Source organism: Streptomyces sp. NPDC001851, assembly GCF_040297165.1.
Lineage (GTDB): Bacteria > Actinomycetota > Actinomycetes > Streptomycetales > Streptomycetaceae > Streptomyces.
On record NZ_JBEOYR010000017.1, the window covers coordinates 146,594 to 165,102 of the forward strand.

An 18,509-nucleotide genomic window follows, 5' to 3' on the forward strand; every position below is an offset into this window, starting at 1 on the left:
CCACCCGGCCCCGTCCCCGCTGGCCGGTGACGGCAACCCCCAGGACACTGGACGCGTGCGCCCCGTCAAAGCGACCGCCACCGCACTCACCGCGGCACTGGCCGCCGGCATGGCCTCCGTGGCCGCCGGCCGCATCGCCAGCGACGCCGCGCTGAAGGCGCCCGCGGGCCGTCCGCTGCCCACCGAGCCCCGCCTCACCGTGCACGGCACGGCCGCCGGCCGGATCACGCTCACCCGCGACCTGGCCGCGCTGCGCCCCGGCACCTACGGCCTGGCCGGCGACGGCTCCCACGCGGTCGTCGGCCCCGTACTGGAGTCGGCCGGGCACGCGGCCGACACCGTCGTACGCCGCCTGGAACGCGTCACACACGGCACGTTCGCCCCCGGCGACGCGGTGTGGCTCACCCCCAATCTGTACGTCGGCAACCCGTCCGCCGCCCTCGGCCTCGACCACACCGACGTCGACGTGCCCGGCGAACTCGGCGAGCTGCCCGCCTGGTTCGTACCCGGCCGGCGGGACACCTGGGTGATCGCCGTGCACGGCCTGGGCGCCACCCGGGAACAGGCCATGAACCTCATGGGTTTCCTGCACGGCCGCCGGCTCCCGGTCCTCGCCCTCGCCTACCGGGGCGATCTCGGCGCCCCGCGTCCGCCGGACGGCCTCAACCACCTCGGCGAGACCGAGTGGCGGGACCTGGACGCGGCCATCCGCTACGCCGTCCGCCGCGGCGCCCGCCGGGTCGTCCTGCTCGGCTGGTCCACCGGCGCCACCATGGCCCTGCGTGCCGCCGAGCACTCCGCCGTGCGCGAGCACATCGCCGGACTGGTCCTCGACTCACCGGTGCTCAGCTGGGAGGCCACGCTGCGCGCCCTGGCCCAGGCCCGCCGCACCCCGCAGCCGCTGCTGCCGCTCGCCGTGCGGGCCGCACAGGGCCGGGCCGGTCTGCACACCGACCGGGTCGCCGAGATCACCGATCCCGGCCGGCTCACCGTCCCGGCCCTGATCTTCCACGGACCCGACGACCGGGTGGCGCCCTGGGAGCTCTCCCGCCGGCTCGCCGACCGCCGCGCCGATCTGGTCGCCCTGCACACCGTGGCCAGGGCCCCGCACGCGGCGATGTGGAACGCCGACCCGAAGGAGTACGAGGAGCGGCTGCGCCGTTTCCTGACCCCTTTGATGTGAGGCTCCCCGACCACGCTCCCGACCACGCCTCCGACCCAGGGCCCGTCCGGTGCGGGGCATTCCGTTTAATGCCGTACGACTGGCTTGAACACCCCTCCTCGCCCCGCACCGGACCCCGTGCGTTGGCCAGCCCCGTCGCCCCCCGTGACATTCCGTTTGGGTTTTCGGACCGTCAACCGGAAGACTGCACCCGTGACGTCCCGTATCCCGCGCGACTCCAGGCTCCGACTCGTCCGACCGCGACCCCTGGCCGCCGCCCCCAGAGCTGTGAACCAGCGGCGCCCGCGCCGCCCCGCACCCCGGCCGCCGGAGGGCACGCCCGCCCCCGCAGAGCTGGCGAGAATGGCACGCACCGGGCTGGCCGGCCCGGTCCGCGTGGCCCGCTGGGCCGACGCCGCACTCGGCCCCGGCAGCGACGGCGCCACCGCCGACGGCAAGGCCACCCTCTCCGCCGTCACCGCCGAGCGCGCCGCCGCCGAGCTGGGCCTGAGCGCCGCTCAGGTCCGCGCCGACTGGGACACCGCACGCCTCGCCGGACTCGTCGAGGTGCACGGCGACAGCGCGCGCCCCGGCTGGCGGCTGCGCGCGTGGGACCGCGACGACAGCGCCGTACTGCGCGGCTGGGTCGCCCTCTTCGACGCCTGGTCGCTCGCCTCCCCGGAACCCGAGGAGTACGAGCCGGCCGCCGTCGCCGAGGTCGTCTCGGCCATGCCGCAGGTGCTCTCCTTCCTGCAGCTGTCCGCCGGTCCCGTCCCGGTCGAGCAGCTGCTCGACCTGCTCCAGCAACGGGTCACCGAACTGCGCACCGAGCGCTGCGAGGTCCCCTACGAGCCCGGCACCGACCACCCCACCGGCTCCGGCCCGGCGCGCCCGACCGTGCCGCGGCAGCCGGCCGCCCCCGCACCCGCCGCCGACACCCCGCTCGCCCCGCTCCTCGACTGGGCGCTGCGGGCCCTCGCCGTTGTGGGCGCGCTGACCTACGGCGACGGCCAGGCCACCCTCACCCCGCTGGGCAGCTGGGCGGTCTGGGTCAAGCTGGAGCAGATCTGCGTGGCCGCGCAGAGCCCGGCCGGCAACATCGAGCAGTCCGCCGAGGACATGCTCCGCGGCTGCGCCCAGCTGCGCCCGAACGCCGCCCGCGCCGAATACCGCGCCTGGCTCGCCGCCCGCCCCGTCGGCAGCGCCGTCACCGAGCTGATCCAGGCGGCGCGCGGCGAGGACGCGCTGCTGCGCGGCCTGGCCTTCGAGGCGCTGCGCGTCGTCGGCGCCCCCGCCGAGCCCGACGTACGCGCCGTCGTGGACGAGCCCGCCGTCCGGCCGTACGCCCTGCTGTGGCTCGCCGAGCACGACGGGGCCGACCCGGAGGACGCCCATGAGGTCCTGACCCGTGAGGAGGCGACCTGGCTGTGGGTGGACACCGCCGCGGCCGTCGCCGACCACGGCGAGGCGCCGATGCTGGTCCGGCATCTGGAGTCCGCGGTGCAGCCGACCGTCCCCCAGCTGCTCGACGAGGTCCGCGCCGTCGGTCACCCCCGCACCGTGCAGGTCCTGGTCGCGCTCGCCGCCGCACACCCCGACCCGGCCCTCGCCAAGGCCGTGCGCCGGGCCGCGTTCCAGGTGCACACCGGAGGCTGAGCCGGCCCGGAGAGTGAGCCGCCCGGAGGTCAGGCGTCGAGTTCCGGGGCGTACGTCCCGAAGCTCCAGATGTTGCCCTCGGCGTCGCGGGCCATGTAGTCACGTGAGCCGTAGTCCTGGTCGGTCGGGGGCATCAGGATCTCCACGCCGTGCTCAAGGGCCCTCCGGTGGTGGGCGTCCACGTCGTCCACGACGACGTACACCCCGGCGGGGCCCGCGTCCTTCATCGCCGTGTCGAACAGGCCGCCGCGCCCCTTGGAGCCGATCATCACCGCGCCGTTGCCCTGGACCAGCTCGGCGTGCATCACCTTGCCGTCCTGCGTCTCGTACACCGAGAGCTCGGTGAAGCCGAGGGCCTCCGTGAGCTGTCGTATCGCAGCCTTGGCGTCCGCGTACAGCACCGTGGGGTAGAGACTCGGCCGTCCGCCGCCCATACCTGCCATGCCGATCACTCCTTCGTGCGTCGGTTCCGTGGCACCTCGTTCAGTCTCGCAGCCGCCACTGACAACGCCGCCGCCGCTGCCGGGACCAGATCCGGACGGACCGTGCCGGACCCTCACCCGAACGGGCGATTCCCCGCCCCCGCCCGCCCCGGCACCGGCCGCCTCCGCCCCGGCACCGGCCCCCGCCCGTCGCCCTGCTCGGTGTCGCTCATCACGTGCGGCCCGTCCCGTACGGAGACCGCTTCGTGCCGGCCGGGCACGGGCGGCGGCAGCCGGCGGCCGGAGCGTGGACGTCCCGAGCGCGGGGTGCCGCCGTGGTCGCCTACGACCCCGCACCGGCCAGGCGCGCCGGCGGTACGCGCGCGTGGGGCATCGGCCGGTCGCTGTACTGACCGCGGGCCAGGAGGCGATCGCGCTGTGCGAGGACGGGCTGCTCACCGGAACCGACGGGCGCGCGGTGCGCCGGCACCGCGCGCTGGCCGGCGCCGCCGAGTGGCTCCCCGCCCAGGGCGGCACCGGCGTCCTGCGCCCCCTGGACCACGGCATCCTCGCGGTCGTCACCCCGCACCGCGTCGCCGCGTACCGCCTCGCCGACGGCGCTCCGCGCTGGGTGCCGCCCGCCCGCACGGAGTGCGCGTTCCATGCCCGCGGGCCCCGTACGCCGCGGCGCCGCCCCGCTGATCGCCCAGCCCTGCGTACGGGGCGCCTGGACCGGGCAGCTCGTGGCCCCAGCTCGTGGCCCTGGACGACCTCGGACGGATCACCCCGGACCGCACGCCCCCCGGCGACGCTCACCCGCGGCCCGGGCCGAACGCGCGGACGTAGAAAAACCGCTTGCACGGCCCCGTTAGACTTGGCCCATGGCCATTCTCCTCGCGCATTAGACGGCGGGAACGTCCTCAGCCGCCCACCCGCCAATCCCTGTACGCCCTGGAGTCTGTCCTTGATCTCCGCCTCCGGTATCGAGCTGCGCGCCGGTGCGCGCGTCCTCATCGAGAACGCCTCTTTCCGTGTCGCCAAGGGCGACCGCATCGGCCTCGTCGGCCGCAACGGCGCCGGCAAGACCACCCTCACCAAGTGCCTCGCCGGCGAGGGCATCCCGGCCGCCGGCCAGATCACCCGCTCCGGCGAGGTCGGCTACCTCCCGCAGGACCCCCGCACGGGCGACCTGGACGTCCTCGCCCGGGACCGGGTGCTGTCCGCGCGCGGGCTCGACGTGCTCATCCGCAAGATGCGCGAGAACGAGGAGCGCATCGCCAACGGCAAGGGCGCCACCCGCGAGAAGGCCCTCAAGCAGTACGAGCGCCAGGAGACGGAGTTCCTCACCAAGGGCGGGTACGCCGCCGAGGCCGAGGCCGCCACCATCGCCGCCGCGCTGAACCTGCCCGACCGGGTCCTCGGCCAGCCGCTGCACACCCTCTCCGGCGGTCAGCGCCGCCGTATCGAGCTGGCCCGCATCCTGTTCTCCGACGCGGACACCCTGCTCCTCGACGAGCCGACCAACCACCTCGACGCCGACTCGATCATCTGGCTGCGGGACTACCTGAAGACCTACCGCGGCGGCTTCATCGTGATCTCCCACGACGTCGACCTGGTCGAGACGGTCGTCAACAAGGTGTTCTACCTGGACGCCAACCGCTCCGTGATCGACATCTACAACATGGGCTGGAAGCTCTACCAGCAGCAGCGCGAGGCCGACGAGAAGCGCCGCAAGCGGGAGCGCGCCAACGCCGAGAAGAAGGCCGCCGCCCTCAACGCCCAGGCCGACAAGATGCGCGCCAAGGCCACCAAGACGGTCGCCGCGCAGAACATGGCCCGCCGGGCCGAGAAGCTGCTCTCCGGCCTCGAAGACGTCCGGATGTCCGACAAGGTCGCCAAGCTGCGCTTCCCGGAGCCCGCGCCCTGCGGCAAGACCCCGCTGACGGCCGAGGGCCTGTCGAAGTCGTACGGCTCGCTGGAGATCTTCACCGACGTCGACCTCGCCATCGACAAGGGCTCCCGGGTGGTCATCCTCGGCCTCAACGGCGCCGGCAAGACCACGCTCCTGCGCCTCCTCGCCGGCGTCGAGAAGCCGGACACCGGCGAGGTCGTCCCCGGGCACGGCCTCAAGCTCGGTTACTACGCCCAGGAGCACGAGACCCTCGACGCCGACCGCACGGTGCTGGAGAACATGCGCTCGGCCGCTCCCGACATGGACCTGGTCGAGGTCCGCAAGGTGCTGGGCTCGTTCCTGTTCTCCGGCGACGACGTCGACAAGCCCGCCGGTGTCCTCTCCGGTGGTGAGAAGACCCGGCTCGCCCTGGCGACCCTGGTCGTCTCCTCGGCGAACGTGCTCCTCCTCGACGAGCCCACCAACAACCTCGACCCCGCCAGCCGCGAGGAGATCCTCGGCGCCCTGCGCACCTACAAGGGAGCGGTCGTCCTCGTCACCCACGACGAGGGCGCCGTCGAGGCGCTCCAGCCCGAGCGGATCATCCTGCTGCCGGACGGCGTCGAGGACCTGTGGGGCTCCGACTACGCGGACCTCGTCGCCCTGGCGTGATCCACTGCGTATGGATCATTCGGCCGATCCGTGATCCATCATCTGTGTGAGATCTCCTCGTATCGGGGTGTGTCGTACACGGATTTCCCGGCCGATCCCCCGCGCGCCAAGGGATCGGCCGCCTCGCGCCGCTGACCTGGTACTTCGCGAATCCACCCGTTCGGCTCCGTGGACACCACCCCATGGAATTGCGTGTTCCGCTTGTGGGGGTCGGCTCCTGTCGTCACAACGATGTCCCACGGACCTTGCCGAATGGGTGGCCATCACGCCCAAGAGGGGTGATCATGAGGAGACCAGAGCGCACTTCCCATGAGGAGGCACGGGTGGCCGAGACTCTGAAGAAGGGCAGCCGGGTGACCGGCGCCGCGCGCGACAAGCTCGCGGCAGACCTGAAGAAGAAGTACGACTCCGGTGCGAGCATCCGGGCGCTGGCCGAGGAGACCGGCCGCTCGTATGGCTTCGTGCACCGGATGCTCAGCGAGTCGGGCGTCACGCTCCGTGGGCGTGGCGGAGCGACCCGGGGCAAGAAGGCCGCTTCGTCCTGACTCCGGGCGGCCCACCGGCTTCGATGGTGGCCACCCGGTCGGCATTCTGATCGGCCGGGTGGTTACTGTGCAGTCACTTAGCATGCCGTAACGGCACTGCGTGATGACCGCACCCATCGGAGGCGCCCCATGGCTTCGCCCGACCAGGACCTCGCTCCTGTACTCGACAAGGACGGCGTACGGCTCACCGTCGACGACGCGCTCGCCACGGTGACGCTGACCAACCCGGCCAAGCGCAACGCGCAGAGCCCCGCCCTGTGGCGGGCGCTCACCGAGGCCGGGCGGCTGCTGCCGGGCTCCGTCCGTGTCGTCGTGCTGCGCGGCGAGGGCAGGTCCTTCTCCGCCGGTCTCGACCGGCAGATGTTCACCCCGGAGGGGATCCCGGGCGAGCCGACCTTCATCGAACTCGCGCGCCGCGACGACGCCGGGCTCGACGCGAGCATCGCCGGCTTCCAGGAGGCGTTCACCTGGTGGCGACGGAACGACATCGTGTCCATCGCCGCCGTCCAGGGACATGCCATCGGGGCCGGCTTCCAGCTCGCGCTCGCCTGCGATCTGCGGGTCGTCGCGGACGACGTGCAGTTCGCCATGCGCGAGACCAGCCTGGGCCTCGTACCCGACCTGACCGGCACGCACCCGCTGGTCGGTCTCGTCGGGTATGCCCGCGCGCTGGAGATCTGCGCGACCGGGCGGTTCGTCGGGGCGGAGGAGGCGGTGGCGTCGGGGCTGGCCAATGTCGCCGTGCCCGTGGGCCAACTGGACGACGCCGCGCGGGATCTGGCGGCCGCGTTGCTGGCCGCGCCGCGGGACGCGGTGGTGGAGACCAAGGCGTTGCTCCGCGGTGCCGTCGACCGTACGTACGACGAGCAGCGTGCGGCCGAGCGTGCCGCTCAGGCACGCCGACTGCGGGACCTCGCCGGCATGGGCGAGTAGAGGTACGAGCGGGCGTGCGGACGGGGCGGGCCGGTGGGGGCCGGTCGCGCGGTGCCCCGCGCCCCTGAGGGACGCCCGCCGCTGTGATCGGCACCGCCACCGTCGGGGTCCGGCTCCGGCTGGAGCCGGGGGCTGATGCGGCGGCGGCCCGGCCCGGGCACCGACCCCGGCTCCTCAGAACCCGTGCCGCATGCCCCCGTCCACCGGCACCATGATCCCGCTCAGGTAGGACGCGGCCGGAGACAGCAGGAACGCCGCCACCCGCCCGAACTCCTCCGGCGCCCCGTACCTCCGCAACGGAATCCGGGACTCGTTCGCGGCCCGAGTGGCCTCGGGGTCGGCGGACAGTGCGTCGAGCTCCCGTACGCGGTCCGTGTCGATGCGCGACGGCAGCAGCCCCAGCACCCGGATCCCCCGCGGCCCCAGCTCGTCGGCGAGCGACTTGGCGAACCCGGCGAGCCCCGGCCGCAGCCCGTTGGAGATGGTCAGCCCCGGAATGGGCTCGTGCACCGACGCCGACAGCACGAACCCGATGACCCCGCCCGGCTCCAGTTCGGCTGACGCCGCGCGCGCGAGCCGCACCGCACCGAGGAACACCGACTCGAACGCGTCCCGCCACTGCTCGTCGGTGTTGTCCGAGACGAACCCCGGCGCCGGCCCGCCCACGCTCACCAGCACGCCGTGGAACGCGCCGAAGTGCTCGCGGGCGGCCGAGATCAGCCGCTCCGGAGCCCGCGCGTCGGCGTTGTCCACGGCGACGCCGACCGCGTTCGCGCCCAGTTCGGCGGCGGCGTCCGCCACCCGCTCCTCGTCCCGGCCGCTGATCACGACCTTCGCCCCGTCGGCGACGAGTTCCCGCGCGACGGCGTTGCCCAGCCCTCGGCTCGCCCCGGTGACGACGTACACCCGGTCCTTCAGTCCAAGATCCATGGCCCCTATCCTGCCCGGTCCTCGCCGAACAGCGTGAGCGCGGTGTTCACCAGCCCGACATGGCTGAAGGCCTGCGGGAAGTTGCCCAGCTGGCGGCCGCGGACCGGGTCGTACTCCTCGGCCAGCAGCCCCACGTCGTTGACCAGGCCCACCAGCCGGTCGAACAGCTCCCGCGCCTCCTTCGTCCGGCCGGTCATGTGCAGCGCGTCGGCCAGCCAGAACGAGCAGGCCAGGAAGGCGCCCTCGCCGCCCGGCAGCCCGTCGACCGTCGAGTCCCCGGTGTCGTAGCGGCGCAGGAAGCCGCCGTGCCCGAGGTCGTCGCGGATCGCGTCGACCGTGCCGACCACCCGTGGGTCGTCGGGCGGCAGGAAGCCGACGCGCGGGATGAGCAGCAGCGCCGCGTCGAGTTCGCGGGAGCCGTAGTACTGCGTGAAGGTGGTGCGCTCGGGGTCGAAGCCCTTCTCGCACACCTCCCGGTGGACCTCGTCGCGGAGTCCGCGCCAGCCGTCCAGGTCGCCGTCCAGCTCCTTGTGCCGCTCCAGCGTCTTCACGGCCCGGTCGGCGGCCACCCACACCATCACCTTGGAGTGCACGAACTGGCGCCGGCCGCCGCGCACCTCCCACAGTCCCTCGTCCGGCTGCCGCCACGCCGACTCCAGGAACTGCATCAGCGAGCGCTGTATGGCCCACATGTGCGGGCGGGTCGGCAGGCCCGACGCGCGGGCCAGCGACAGCGAGTCCATCACCTCGCCGTACACGTCGAGCTGGAGCTGGTCGACGGCGCCGTTGCCGATGCGCACGGGCGAGGAGCCGGCGAAACCGGGCAGCCAGGGCAGGTCCGTCTCCGGCAGCCGCCGCTCGCCCGCGACGCCGTACATGATCTGCAGGTCGGCCGGGTCGCCCGCGACCGCGCGCAGCAGCCAGTTGCGCCAGGCCTCGGCCTCCTTCTGGTAGCCGGCGGTGAGCAGCGCGCCGAGGGTGAGGGTGGAGTCGCGCAGCCAGCAGTACCGGTAGTCCCAGTTGCGCACGCCGCCGGGCTGCTCGGGCAGCGAGGTGGTGGCCGCGGCGACGATCCCGCCGGTCGGCGCGTAGGTGAGGGCCTTCAGCGTGATCAGGGACCGTACGACCTCGTCCCGGCAGGGGCCGTCATAACGGCACTGCCGGCTCCAGTGCCGCCAGTCGGAGACGCTGCTCTCCAGGGCCTCGTAGGGGTCGACGAGCGGCGGCCGGCGCTCGTGCGAGGGGTGCCAGGTCAGGACGAACGCGACCCGCTCGCCCTTGCCGACGGCGCACTCGGAATGGGTGCCGTAGTCCTCGCCCCAGGTGCGCACGGCCGGCTCGGAGCGCAGCCAGGCCGAGTCCGGCCCCGCGACGGCCACCCGGTGCCCGTCCGCACGGCGCACCCACGGCATGATCGAGCCGTAGTCGAAGCGGAGGCGGAGGGTGCTGCGGACGGTGACCCGGCCGCTGACCCCCTCGACGATGCGTACGACATCCGGGGCGCGGTCGCGCTGGGGCATCAGGTCGGTGACGCGGACCGTGCCGTCGGCGGTCTCCCACTCGGTGTCGAGGACGAGGGTGTCGGAGCGGTAGGCGCGGCGCGTGCAGCTGTCCGCCCCCACGGGAGCGATCCGCCAGTAGCCGTGGCTCTCGTCGCCCAGCAGTTTCGCGAAGCAGGCGCCGGAGTCGAAGCGGGGCAGGCACAGCCAGTCGATCGAGCCGTTCCTGCCGACCAGCGCGGCGGTCTGCTCGTCGCCGATGAGGGCGTAGTCCTCGATGCGCGCGTCCACGGGATGCGGCTTCCCGGCGGGCCAGGGGGCCAATCAGGGGGTGCGCCGGGGGAGTGAGGCCGCCGCGGGGGAAGCCGGAGTCACACCGCGGCCGGTTCCGTCTCCTCCGGCTTGGCCTCCGCCGTGGCCTCCTCCTGGTCGCGGATCTCCCGCCGGACCAGGAACCACCAGCCGACCGGGACGGCCGCGGCGAACAGCCACCACTGGAGCATGTACGCGTAGTTCAGCGGGGCGTCCTCGCTGCCGGGGTCGGAGATCTGTTCCGGGGAGCCGCCCCTGGCCAGGGGCGCCGTCTGCTCGGCATAGCCGCCGAGCACCTGCGCGCCGAGCCGGTGCGCCTCCTCCGCGCTGTTGATCAGCATGATCTGCCGGTCGGGGAGGCCCTTGACGTTCTTGATGCCGCTGGCCGCGGTCGTCTCGTCGGCCATCAGCCGTCCGGTGACGGTGGTACGGCCGGACGGCGGGGCGGGGATCTTCGGGAAGGCGGTCTGCGCTCCGTTGGCGGGGATCCAGCCGCGGTTGACGAGCAGCACCTTGCCGTCGGTCAGGACGAACGGAGTGAGCACATGGAAGCCGACCTCGCCGTCGGAGCTGGTCCGGCGCCGGACCACGACCTCCCTGGCGGTGTCGAAGGCGCCGGTCGCGGTGACCGTGCGGTACCTCTCGGTGCGGGTCACGGTGTGCCCGGGGGAGGTCAGCCGCTCGACCGGGACCGGTTTGGCGTGCAGCGCCGAGGACACCAGGTTGTTGCGGGCGGTGCGCTCCTCGTACCGGTGCTGCTGCCAGAATCCCAGCCTGATCATCGTCGGGATCAGCGCGATCGCGACGAGCGTGAGGATGACCCACTGGCGGGACAACAGGAAGCGGTAGCGGTGCACCCCACGACGGTACCTCCGAGCCGTGGGGTGCATTCGGGCGGGTACCGGGTCACACCCGGTCGACGATGCCCGTCCTGCCGTCGGCCCGGGCGCAGTGGGCGCCGCAGTACCACTTCTCGTCGGCCTCCACGCCCTGGCCGATGATCTGCACCCGGCAGTGCTCGCAGATGGGGGCCATACGGTGGATCGCGCAGGAGAAGCAGTCGAAGACATGCACCGCGCCCTGTGCGTGGACCTCGAAGGTCATGCCGTAGTCATTGCCGCAGACTTCACATTTCGCCATGCGCCACAGAGTGGGTCGTCGTCGCGGCCAGGGCGAGCGGCTTCCGGGTGAGTCGTGTGCCAATCACTCATCCGTACGATCACTCGTCGGCGGGCTCGACGTCCCGGAGCAGCTGCCCGAACGCGGCCTCGTCGACGATCGGCGTGCCGAACTGGCGTGCCTTGACCACCTTGGACGTGCCCGAGTCGGGGTCGTTGGTCACCAGCAGGCTGGTCAGCCGGGAGATGCTGGACGCCACATGCAGACCGGCCTCGGTGGCCCGGTCCTCCAGCAGCTCGCGCTCGACGGACGTGTCTCCGGAGAACGCCACCCGCATGCCCTGTTTGAGGCGTTTGCCGTCTTCGTAACGCCCTGGGTTGGGATAGGGGCATGCGGGTCTTTTGCGGGAGGGGCGCCAACTGCCGGACCGGTAGCCGCCGTAGCCCCCGTATCCGCCGGACGACTGCCGGGGCACGGCCCGGTCCGACCACTCCGTCAGCGGGCGGCACTCCAGCAGCGGCAGCCGTACGCCACCCGCCGCCGCGGCCCGCAGACTGGGCCGGAAGGCCTCCGCCAGCACGCGCGCGTCGTCCAGCGCGTGGTGCGCCCGCTGCTGTACGACGCCGTAGTGCGCCGCCAGTGACTCCAGCTTGAAGTTGGGCAGCGGCAGCCCCAGCTCCTTCGACAGCGCGATGGTGCACAGCCGCTGACGCACCGGCGCCTCGCGCTGCGCGCGCGCGTACTCCCGCGCGATCATCTGCCAGTCGAAGACGGCGTTGTGCGCGACCAGCACCCGGCCGTCCAGGCGGGCCGCGAACTCCTCGGCGATGTCCGCGAAGAGCGGCGCCCCTTCGAGCACCTCGCTCGTCAGACCGTGTATCCACACGGGTCCCGGATCGCGCTCCGGGTTGACCAGCGTGTACCAGTGGTCCTCGACCTCGCCGTGCTGGTCCAGCCGGTAGACGGCCGCCGAGATGATCCGGTCGTCCCGGGCCAGGCCGGTGGTCTCCACGTCAACGACCGCGTATCCCTTCGGATACGCGGCCGGCCACTGGGTGGGGGAGGACACTGCGGTCGCACGGTCTTCGAGCATGGTCATTGAGGATACGGGCCACGACTGACAGCGGGGTCCCGCAGGTGCCGGTGGCGCCGCCGGTTCCCCGCCCGGCCGCTCGGCCGCCGCACGTGTGTGCGTACGCCTTTCCCGCGAACCCGTAGGTGACGGATCGTCAGCAGAGCCCGCCGGAAGGAGCGCGGAGGGCGTCGGTGCGGGTGCGGTGAGGGCAGGGGTGCGATCCTCCCTGCTGTGACGGAACCAACCCATGACGAGGCACACGGCGGTGCGCTGGGCTCCCGCCTGAACTGGCTGCGGGCGGCCGTCCTCGGGGCGAACGACGGCATCGTGTCCACCGCCGGACTCGTCGTCGGCGTGGCCGGTGCGACGGACTCCCGCGCCGCCCTGCTCACGGCCGGTCTGGCCGGCCTGCTCGCCGGGTCCATGTCGATGGCGGCGGGCGAGTACGTGTCCGTGTCGACCCAGCGGGACTCGGAGATGGCCGCGCTGGCCGTGGAACGGAGGGAGCTGCGCGAGCAGCCGGAGCTGGAGCTGCGGGAGCTGACCGAGCTGCTTCGGCAGCGCGGGCTGTCCCTGGCGGTCGCCCGGGAAGCCGCCGAGCAGCTCACCGCGCGGGACGCGCTGCGGGCCCACGCGCGCGTGGAGCTCGGGATCGACCCGGACGAGCTGACCAACCCGTGGCACGCGGCCTGGGCGAGTTTCCTGGCCTTCACCGTGGGCGCGCTGCTGCCCCTGCTGGCCATCGTGCTGCCGCCGGCCGCCTGGCGGCTCCCGGTCACCGTGGCGTCCGTACTGGCCGCGCTCGTCCTCACCGGCTGGAGCAGCGCGCGGCTGGGAGCGGCCGACCCCGGGCGCGCGGTGCTGCGGAACGTGCTGGGCGGGGTGCTCGCGATGGGGGTGACGTACGCGGCGGGGAGCCTGCTGGGGGCGGCGGGGGTATGACGGCCGGCATCCTGGCCGCGCCGCCCGCGGTGGCGACCGAGTACCGTGAGGTGCGCTCTGCCACCCCCTGAGCGCACCGCACGATCCCGCACGAGAAGGACCCTCGCCATGCGCGCCACCACCATCCACGCCCCGTACGACATGCGCGTGGAGGACGTCCCCGAGCCCGTGGTGCAGCTGCCCACCGACGCCGTGGTGCGGGTGCTGCGCGCCTGTATCTGCGGCAGCGACCTGTGGGCCTACCGCGGCGAGGCGGCCCGGCAGCCGGGCCAGCGCATCGGGCACGAGTTCCTCGGCGTCGTCGAGGAGACCGGCGGCGAGGTCGGCACGGTCAGGCGCGGCGATCTCGTGGTGGCGCCCTTCATGTGGTCCGACGGCGTCTGCGACTACTGCCGCGAGGGCCTGACGACGTCCTGCGAGCACGGCGGCTTCTGGGGCTCCGTCGGCTACGACGGCGGTCAGGGCGAGGCCGTGCGCGTACCCTTCGCCGACGGCACCCTCGTCCGGCTCCCCAAGGACGCGGCCTCCGACGACCACCTGCTGTCCGCCCTGCTGACCCTCTCCGACGTCCTCGGTACCGGCCACCACGCCGCCCTCGGCGCGGGCGCCCGCCCCGGCGCCACGGTCGCCGTCGTCGGGGACGGCGCCGTCGGCCTGTGCGCGGTGCTGGCCGCCAAGCGGCTCGGCGCCGAGCGGATCATCGCGCTCGGCCGGCACGAGGCCCGCACCGACATCGCGCGCCGCTTCGGGGCCACCGACGTCGTCGCCGAGCGCGGGGACGCGGCCGTCGAGGCGGTCCGTGAACTCACCCGCGGCCAGGGCGCGCACGCCGTCGTGGAGGCCGTCGGCACCGAGCAGTCCATGCGGACGGCCGTCAACATCACGCGTGACGGCGGCGCGATCGGCTTCGTGGGCGTCCCGCACGGCAGCGGCACCGGCCTCGACCTCGGCGTCATGTTCGACCGGAACATCGCCCTGCGCGGCGGCGTCGCCCCGGTCCGCGCCTACATCCCGGACCTGCTCCCCGACGTCCTCGACGGCACGATCGACCCCTCGCCGGTGTTCGACATGACCGTGGACATCGAGAGTGTGCCCGAGGGCTACAAGGCGATGGACGAGCGCACCGCCCTCAAGGTCCTGGTCACGGGCGACCGGTGACCCGCCGGGGGGTTCCGTTCGGATCAGGTCCGAACGGAACCCCCTAGGTCCAGCGGATCGGCAGCGGCAGAGCGGTGAGCAGCCCCGAGACCGCGACGACCGCGCCCAGGGCGATCAGCTCGGCCCGCGCGGGCACGTACGCGGTCAGCGGGGAGGCGGCGCGGCGCAGCCGGATCCGCGCCCACAGGGCGAGCAGCGCGACGGCGGCGACCAGGACCGCCTTGCCCAGCAGGGTGCGTCCGTACGCCGTCGTCGTCAGCTGGTCCAGGACCGTGGCCGGCGGCATACGGCGCAGCGCACCGCACACCCCCGTCGCGGTGACCGCCGCGAGCAGAACGGCCGCCACGCGCGCGTAGCGGCCGAGCAGCGCGGCCCCGGCCGGGCCGCCGCGCCACAGCCCGAGCAGCCGCACGGCGTACAGCAGACCGCCGGCCCACAGGGCCGCGCACGTCAGATGCACCAGCGTCAGACCCGAGCCGGCCAGGGGGCTCTGCTCGGTCGTGGGGTGGGCGCGCAGTGCCTCCGCGACCACCACCAACGTCAGGGGCCACACCTGTGCCGCCGGGCGCCGGGACGACGCGCACACCGCCGCCACCAGGAAGGCGTTGACCTCCAGCAGGGCCAGTTCGCCGTCGCGGGAGCCGTACAGGCCGCCGACGTCGATCTGGCCGAGGCGGTGCGGGATCAGATCGCCGGCGGCCACCACCGAGGCGAGCGCCAGCGCGGCGGCGAAACCGGCGGCACAGGCGAACGGCGCCCAGCTGCGCGGCCGTTGGGGCGGGACACCGGGCAGGTGCCGGGCGAGCCGGTGCACGAACAGCTCGCCGAGCGGAACGCTGAGCGCGGCGAACAGCACCGTGCGCAGCAGCCCGAGGCCGCCGACCCCCGGCGCGGCGGCCTCGCCGGTGCCGTGCAGCGCCGCCGACGGGCCGAGCAGCGGGATCAGGGCGCCCAGCGCCACCAGGACCAGCAGGGCGGCGGCCCGGCCGGTGCCGTCTTCGTCGTTCACCTCGGCGGACGGTCGTGTCAAGCGCACCCCGGGATCTTCGCCAGTCGCCGCAGAACCGGGCAAGTCCCGGAAAACAACTGGCGGTACGCCATCCCACGCAAACGTACGTTTCCGGCCACCCGGCCGCTCACCGCCAGCGGGCGCTGTCCGAGCCCCAGGGCACCGGAGGCCGTGCCCAGTCGGCGGGGCCGCCCGTGAAGGACACCGGCGGCAGCGCGTGCCGCAACCGGCCGAGCGGGCTGCCGGTCTCGGCCAGCCAGGCCTCCGGTCCCTCGTACGGCGCGCCACCCGTGGACGCGGTCGGCCGGATTCCGTCCGTCAGCCAGAGCGCGGTCCGGGCCAGGGACAGCCGCACCCAGCGGCCGCCGCCGTCGTACGACTGCTCGGTCAGCGCCTGCAGGACGGCCGCCGCCAGCAGATAGCCGGAGCCGTGGTCCAGCGCCTGCGCGGGCAGCGCGCCGGGCTCCGCGGCCGAACCCTCGGTCGCCGCGACACCGGTCGCCACCTGTACGAGGCTGTCGAAACCGCGCCGCCCGCCCCACGGCCCGTAGGCGCCCCACGCCGAGACCTGCGCGACGACCAGCCCGGGCCGGCGCGCGAACAGCGCCTCGGGGGAGAGCCCGAAGCGGTCGAGGGCGCCCGGCCGGTAGCCGGTGACGACGACGTCGGCCGATTTCAGCAGTTCCTCGAAGGTGTCCCGGTCGGTGCCCAGGTCGAGCGTGGCGGACCGCTTCCCGAAGCCGGTGTCGGCGTGCTGGTCGGGGAGTTCGGGCAGCCAGGGGGCGTCCAGGCGGAGCACGTCCGCGCCCAGCAGGGCGAGGGTGCGGGTGGCGACCGGGCCGGCGAGGACCCGGGTGAGGTCCAGGACGCGCAGCCCGGCGGCGGGCAGCAGGGGAGCGGCTGCCGGGTCCAGGGGTGCGAGCACGCGCGCGGGTGCCGTGGTGGGCCGCTCGCGCTCCACCAGCGGCCGTGCGGCCACCTCGGCGGCCTGCTGGTGCGCCCGCCACTCCTTCGGGGTGCGCAGGGCCACGGCGAGGCCGCCGGCGCCGTAGACCGCCTCCTCGGTCTCCAGCGCGGAGCGTTCGGCGAGCCGGGCGGCCGCCTCCTCCACCGAGGCGTCCGCGGGCAGGCCGAGCGCGCCGAGCAGCCGGGCCTGGTGGTGCGGGTAGTTCGCGTGGGTGCGCACCCAGCCGTCCGCCGTCCGCCAGAACCGCGACAGCGGCGCGAAGGGGGCCGGGGCCCGCCCGTCGACCAGCAGATGCCGTTCGCTGTGGAAGGCGGCGGCGACGGCGCCGTCGTCGACCCGGACGCCGGGCACCTCGGCGAGGCCGGCCCGGCGGGCCGCCAGCTCCGCGGCGGCCAGCGCACAGGCGCCGACACAGGCGCGGGCGAGTTCCCGTACGGGAAGGCGCGCCTGGAGCGCGCCTTCCCGCGGCACGGTGGTGAGCCGTGCGAGATGGGCGGGATCGCCGCCCAGAGCGGACCACGCGAACTTGATTTCAGTCATGACTGTACTATGCATTATTGACTGAATCAATATATGGCGAGGTCCGCGTCCGCGGTCCGTGGCTACCTGGTCACCGCGGCCAGGGCGTCCGCCCTGCCGAAGCCGTAGAAGCCGTTGTGGTTCTCCGGCCCCTCGCACACCGCGTCGACCTTGCCGTCACCGTTGACGTCGTACGGGTCCGCGCACGGCGTGGCGGTGGCCTCCGCGTACAGCAGCGCCTTGACCAGGGAGGCCGGAGCGTGCGGATGGGTCGACTTGATCAATGCGGCAACTCCCGCGACATGCGGCGTCGCCATCGACGTACCGGACATGTATCCCCACTTGCCGCCCGGCAGCGGTCCGAGGATCTGCCCGCTGGTCGCCGGGGGCTCCGGCTTCTGGTAGGCGGTCGAGTCGCCGCCCGGCGCGGCGATGTCGATCACGCCGAGGCCGTAGTTGGAGTAGGAGGACTTCAGGCCCTTCGCGCCCGTCGCCGCGACCGTCACGACACCCGGCAGCTGGGTCGGTATGTCGTAGCACGTGTGCGGGTCGATCACCCGGTCCGACGGGGTGCCGTCGTTCGGGGAGGACGGATCCGTGATCGAGTCGGACGCGAGGTCGTAGTTCTCGTTGCCGGCCGCCGCGACATTGACCGTGCCCTTCCCCTCCGCGTACCGCGAGGCCCGGGTGACGGCGTCGACGAGCGCCTTCTGGTCCGGGTCACCGGTGCAGTTGAAGTACCACGGGTCGGTGTAGTAGCTGTTGTTGGTCACGTCGACGTGGTGCTCGGCCGCCCACATGAAACCGCAGACCACGGCCTCGGTGTAGAAGTACCCCTTAGGGTTGCCCACCTTGATCCCGGCCACCTTGACCCCGGGTGCCACCCCCGTGATGCCGACGCCGTTCTTCGCGCCCGCGATCTCACCCGCCACGTGCGTGCCGTGCGGGCTCTCCGACGCGCTCGGCCGCCAGGCCCCGTCCGTCGTGTCGGGCTCGCCGGAGACGCAGTTGACGGAGGCCGAACGGTCGAAGTTCGGCGCGATGTCCGGGTGGGTGTCGTCCACGCCGGTGTCGATGACCGCGACCGTGACGTCCGGGCTGCCCAGCGTCTTCTCGTGCGCCTTGTCCGCCTTGATGGCCGGCAGGTCCCACTGCAACGGCTCCAGCGGGTCCTGGCCGTCAACGGCCCTGGCCTCGGCCTCGGCCACCTGCTCGGCGCTCAGCACCTGCGGCGCGCCCACGTCGGTGGTGGACTGCGCGGGCAGCGGCGCGTTGCGCGTGGCACCGGCCGAGTCGACCCCGCGCACCGTACGGATCTGCCGGGCGAAGCCGGGGTCGGCGGAGTGGACGACGAACACGCCGATCCGGTCGTAACGGGCCACGACGGTGCCGCCGTTGCGGAGGATCTCCCGTTGCACCGACTCGATCGTGCGGTGATCCGTACGGGTGTTGACCACGTACGCGAGAAGCGGTCCGTCGTCCGCCGCCCGCGCCGCCGGAGCCGCGGCGGGTGCCGCCGAGGCCGCCGCCGGCAGGAAACCGAGCGAGGCGGTCAGCGACAGCACGACCGGCACGGCGAGCGCGAGCCGGCGTCTGGAGCGCAGATGAGCCATGGGATCTCCACATCATCCGGATACAGAACCGCCCGAGACACAGATCGGTGCTCGGGCAGGTACATGACGAGTGGTGCAGGCAGAA

17 protein-coding genes are annotated in these 18,509 nt (G+C 73.5%); 7 read left to right on the forward strand and 10 right to left on the reverse strand.

The genetic code is table 11. The features are described 5' to 3' along the window. Window positions 1-55 precede the first annotated feature (55 nt). Window positions 56-1,183, forward strand: a complete 1,128-nt coding sequence (locus ABT171_RS25260; RefSeq protein WP_351247473.1) for an alpha/beta hydrolase — start codon at window positions 56-58, stop codon at window positions 1,181-1,183. A gap of 192 nt (window positions 1,184-1,375) precedes the next feature. Continuing rightward, the gene (locus ABT171_RS25265) at window positions 1,376-2,818 is read left to right on the forward strand and encodes a hypothetical protein (protein ID WP_351247475.1); all 1,443 of its coding nucleotides are present in this window, start codon (window positions 1,376-1,378) and stop codon (window positions 2,816-2,818) included. A 29-nt stretch (window positions 2,819-2,847) separates the two neighbouring features. On the opposite strand, the gene ABT171_RS25270 is transcribed toward ABT171_RS25265, so the two are convergent. Further along, window positions 2,848-3,261, reverse strand: coding sequence for a VOC family protein (locus ABT171_RS25270; RefSeq protein ID WP_351247477.1), 414 nt, complete (start codon window positions 3,259-3,261; stop codon window positions 2,848-2,850). Window positions 3,262-3,583: 322 nt separating this feature from the next. After that, complete coding sequence (locus ABT171_RS25275; protein WP_351247479.1) at window positions 3,584-3,904, reverse strand: hypothetical protein; 321 nt, start codon at window positions 3,902-3,904, stop codon at window positions 3,584-3,586. Window positions 3,905-4,204: 300 nt separating this feature from the next. Between ABT171_RS25275 and ABT171_RS25280 the strand changes: the two genes are divergently transcribed. The 3 genes from ABT171_RS25280 to ABT171_RS25290 all read left to right on the forward strand — a co-directional run bounded on the left by ABT171_RS25280 (window position 4,205) and on the right by ABT171_RS25290 (window position 7,281). Further along, window positions 4,205-5,803 (forward strand): ABC-F family ATP-binding cassette domain-containing protein, encoded by a 1,599-nt coding sequence (locus tag ABT171_RS25280; protein ID WP_351247481.1) that lies wholly within the window; start codon window positions 4,205-4,207, stop codon window positions 5,801-5,803. A gap of 323 nt (window positions 5,804-6,126) precedes the next feature. Beyond that, window positions 6,127-6,348, forward strand: coding sequence for a helix-turn-helix domain-containing protein (locus ABT171_RS25285; protein WP_004002281.1), 222 nt, complete (start codon window positions 6,127-6,129; stop codon window positions 6,346-6,348). 129 nt (window positions 6,349-6,477) lie between these two features. Further along, window positions 6,478-7,281: an enoyl-CoA hydratase/isomerase family protein gene (locus ABT171_RS25290; protein WP_351247483.1), complete on the forward strand. Its 804-nt coding sequence runs from the start codon at window positions 6,478-6,480 to the stop codon at window positions 7,279-7,281. Window positions 7,282-7,455: 174 nt separating this feature from the next. Here ABT171_RS25290 and ABT171_RS25295 read toward each other — a convergent pair whose 3' ends face one another. The 5 genes from ABT171_RS25295 to ABT171_RS25315 all read right to left on the reverse strand — a co-directional run bounded on the left by ABT171_RS25295 (window position 7,456) and on the right by ABT171_RS25315 (window position 12,234). Beyond that, window positions 7,456-8,211: an SDR family oxidoreductase gene (locus tag ABT171_RS25295; protein WP_351247485.1), complete on the reverse strand. Its 756-nt coding sequence runs from the start codon at window positions 8,209-8,211 to the stop codon at window positions 7,456-7,458. Between the two features lie 5 nt (window positions 8,212-8,216). Beyond that, on the reverse strand, window positions 8,217-10,001 hold the full coding sequence (locus ABT171_RS25300) for a glycoside hydrolase family 15 protein (RefSeq protein WP_351247487.1): 1,785 nt from the start codon (window positions 9,999-10,001) through the stop codon (window positions 8,217-8,219). An 80-nt stretch (window positions 10,002-10,081) separates the two neighbouring features. Further along, window positions 10,082-10,879, reverse strand: a complete 798-nt coding sequence (locus ABT171_RS25305) for an SURF1 family cytochrome oxidase biogenesis protein (protein ID WP_503076506.1) — start codon at window positions 10,877-10,879, stop codon at window positions 10,082-10,084. Between the two features lie 49 nt (window positions 10,880-10,928). After that, window positions 10,929-11,162 carry a metallothionein gene (locus ABT171_RS25310; RefSeq protein WP_351247490.1) on the reverse strand — a complete coding sequence of 78 codons (234 nt, stop codon included), beginning with the start codon at window positions 11,160-11,162 and terminating at the stop codon, window positions 10,929-10,931. 79 nt (window positions 11,163-11,241) lie between these two features. Next, complete coding sequence (locus tag ABT171_RS25315) at window positions 11,242-12,234, reverse strand: DEDDh family exonuclease (RefSeq protein ID WP_351247492.1); 993 nt, start codon at window positions 12,232-12,234, stop codon at window positions 11,242-11,244. Window positions 12,235-12,447: 213 nt separating this feature from the next. Between ABT171_RS25315 and ABT171_RS25320 the strand changes: the two genes are divergently transcribed. Then, window positions 12,448-13,158, forward strand: a complete 711-nt coding sequence (locus tag ABT171_RS25320) for a VIT1/CCC1 transporter family protein (protein ID WP_351247494.1) — start codon at window positions 12,448-12,450, stop codon at window positions 13,156-13,158. Between the two features lie 108 nt (window positions 13,159-13,266). Next, on the forward strand, window positions 13,267-14,316 hold the full coding sequence (locus ABT171_RS25325; protein WP_351247496.1) for a zinc-dependent alcohol dehydrogenase family protein: 1,050 nt from the start codon (window positions 13,267-13,269) through the stop codon (window positions 14,314-14,316). A gap of 43 nt (window positions 14,317-14,359) precedes the next feature. Here the strand turns inward: ABT171_RS25325 and ABT171_RS25330 are convergent, their stop codons facing one another. The 3 genes from ABT171_RS25330 to ABT171_RS25340 all read right to left on the reverse strand — a co-directional run bounded on the left by ABT171_RS25330 (window position 14,360) and on the right by ABT171_RS25340 (window position 18,424). After that, window positions 14,360-15,352, reverse strand: coding sequence for a CopD family protein (locus tag ABT171_RS25330; RefSeq protein WP_503076513.1), 993 nt, complete (start codon window positions 15,350-15,352; stop codon window positions 14,360-14,362). Between the two features lie 100 nt (window positions 15,353-15,452). Beyond that, a complete protein-coding gene (locus ABT171_RS25335) occupies window positions 15,453-16,832 on the reverse strand; it encodes a CoA transferase (protein WP_351247500.1) in 1,380 nt (459 codons plus the stop codon). 62 nt (window positions 16,833-16,894) lie between these two features. After that, complete coding sequence (locus tag ABT171_RS25340) at window positions 16,895-18,424, reverse strand: S8 family peptidase (RefSeq protein WP_351247502.1); 1,530 nt, start codon at window positions 18,422-18,424, stop codon at window positions 16,895-16,897. Between the last annotated feature and the right edge of the window lie 85 nt (window positions 18,425-18,509).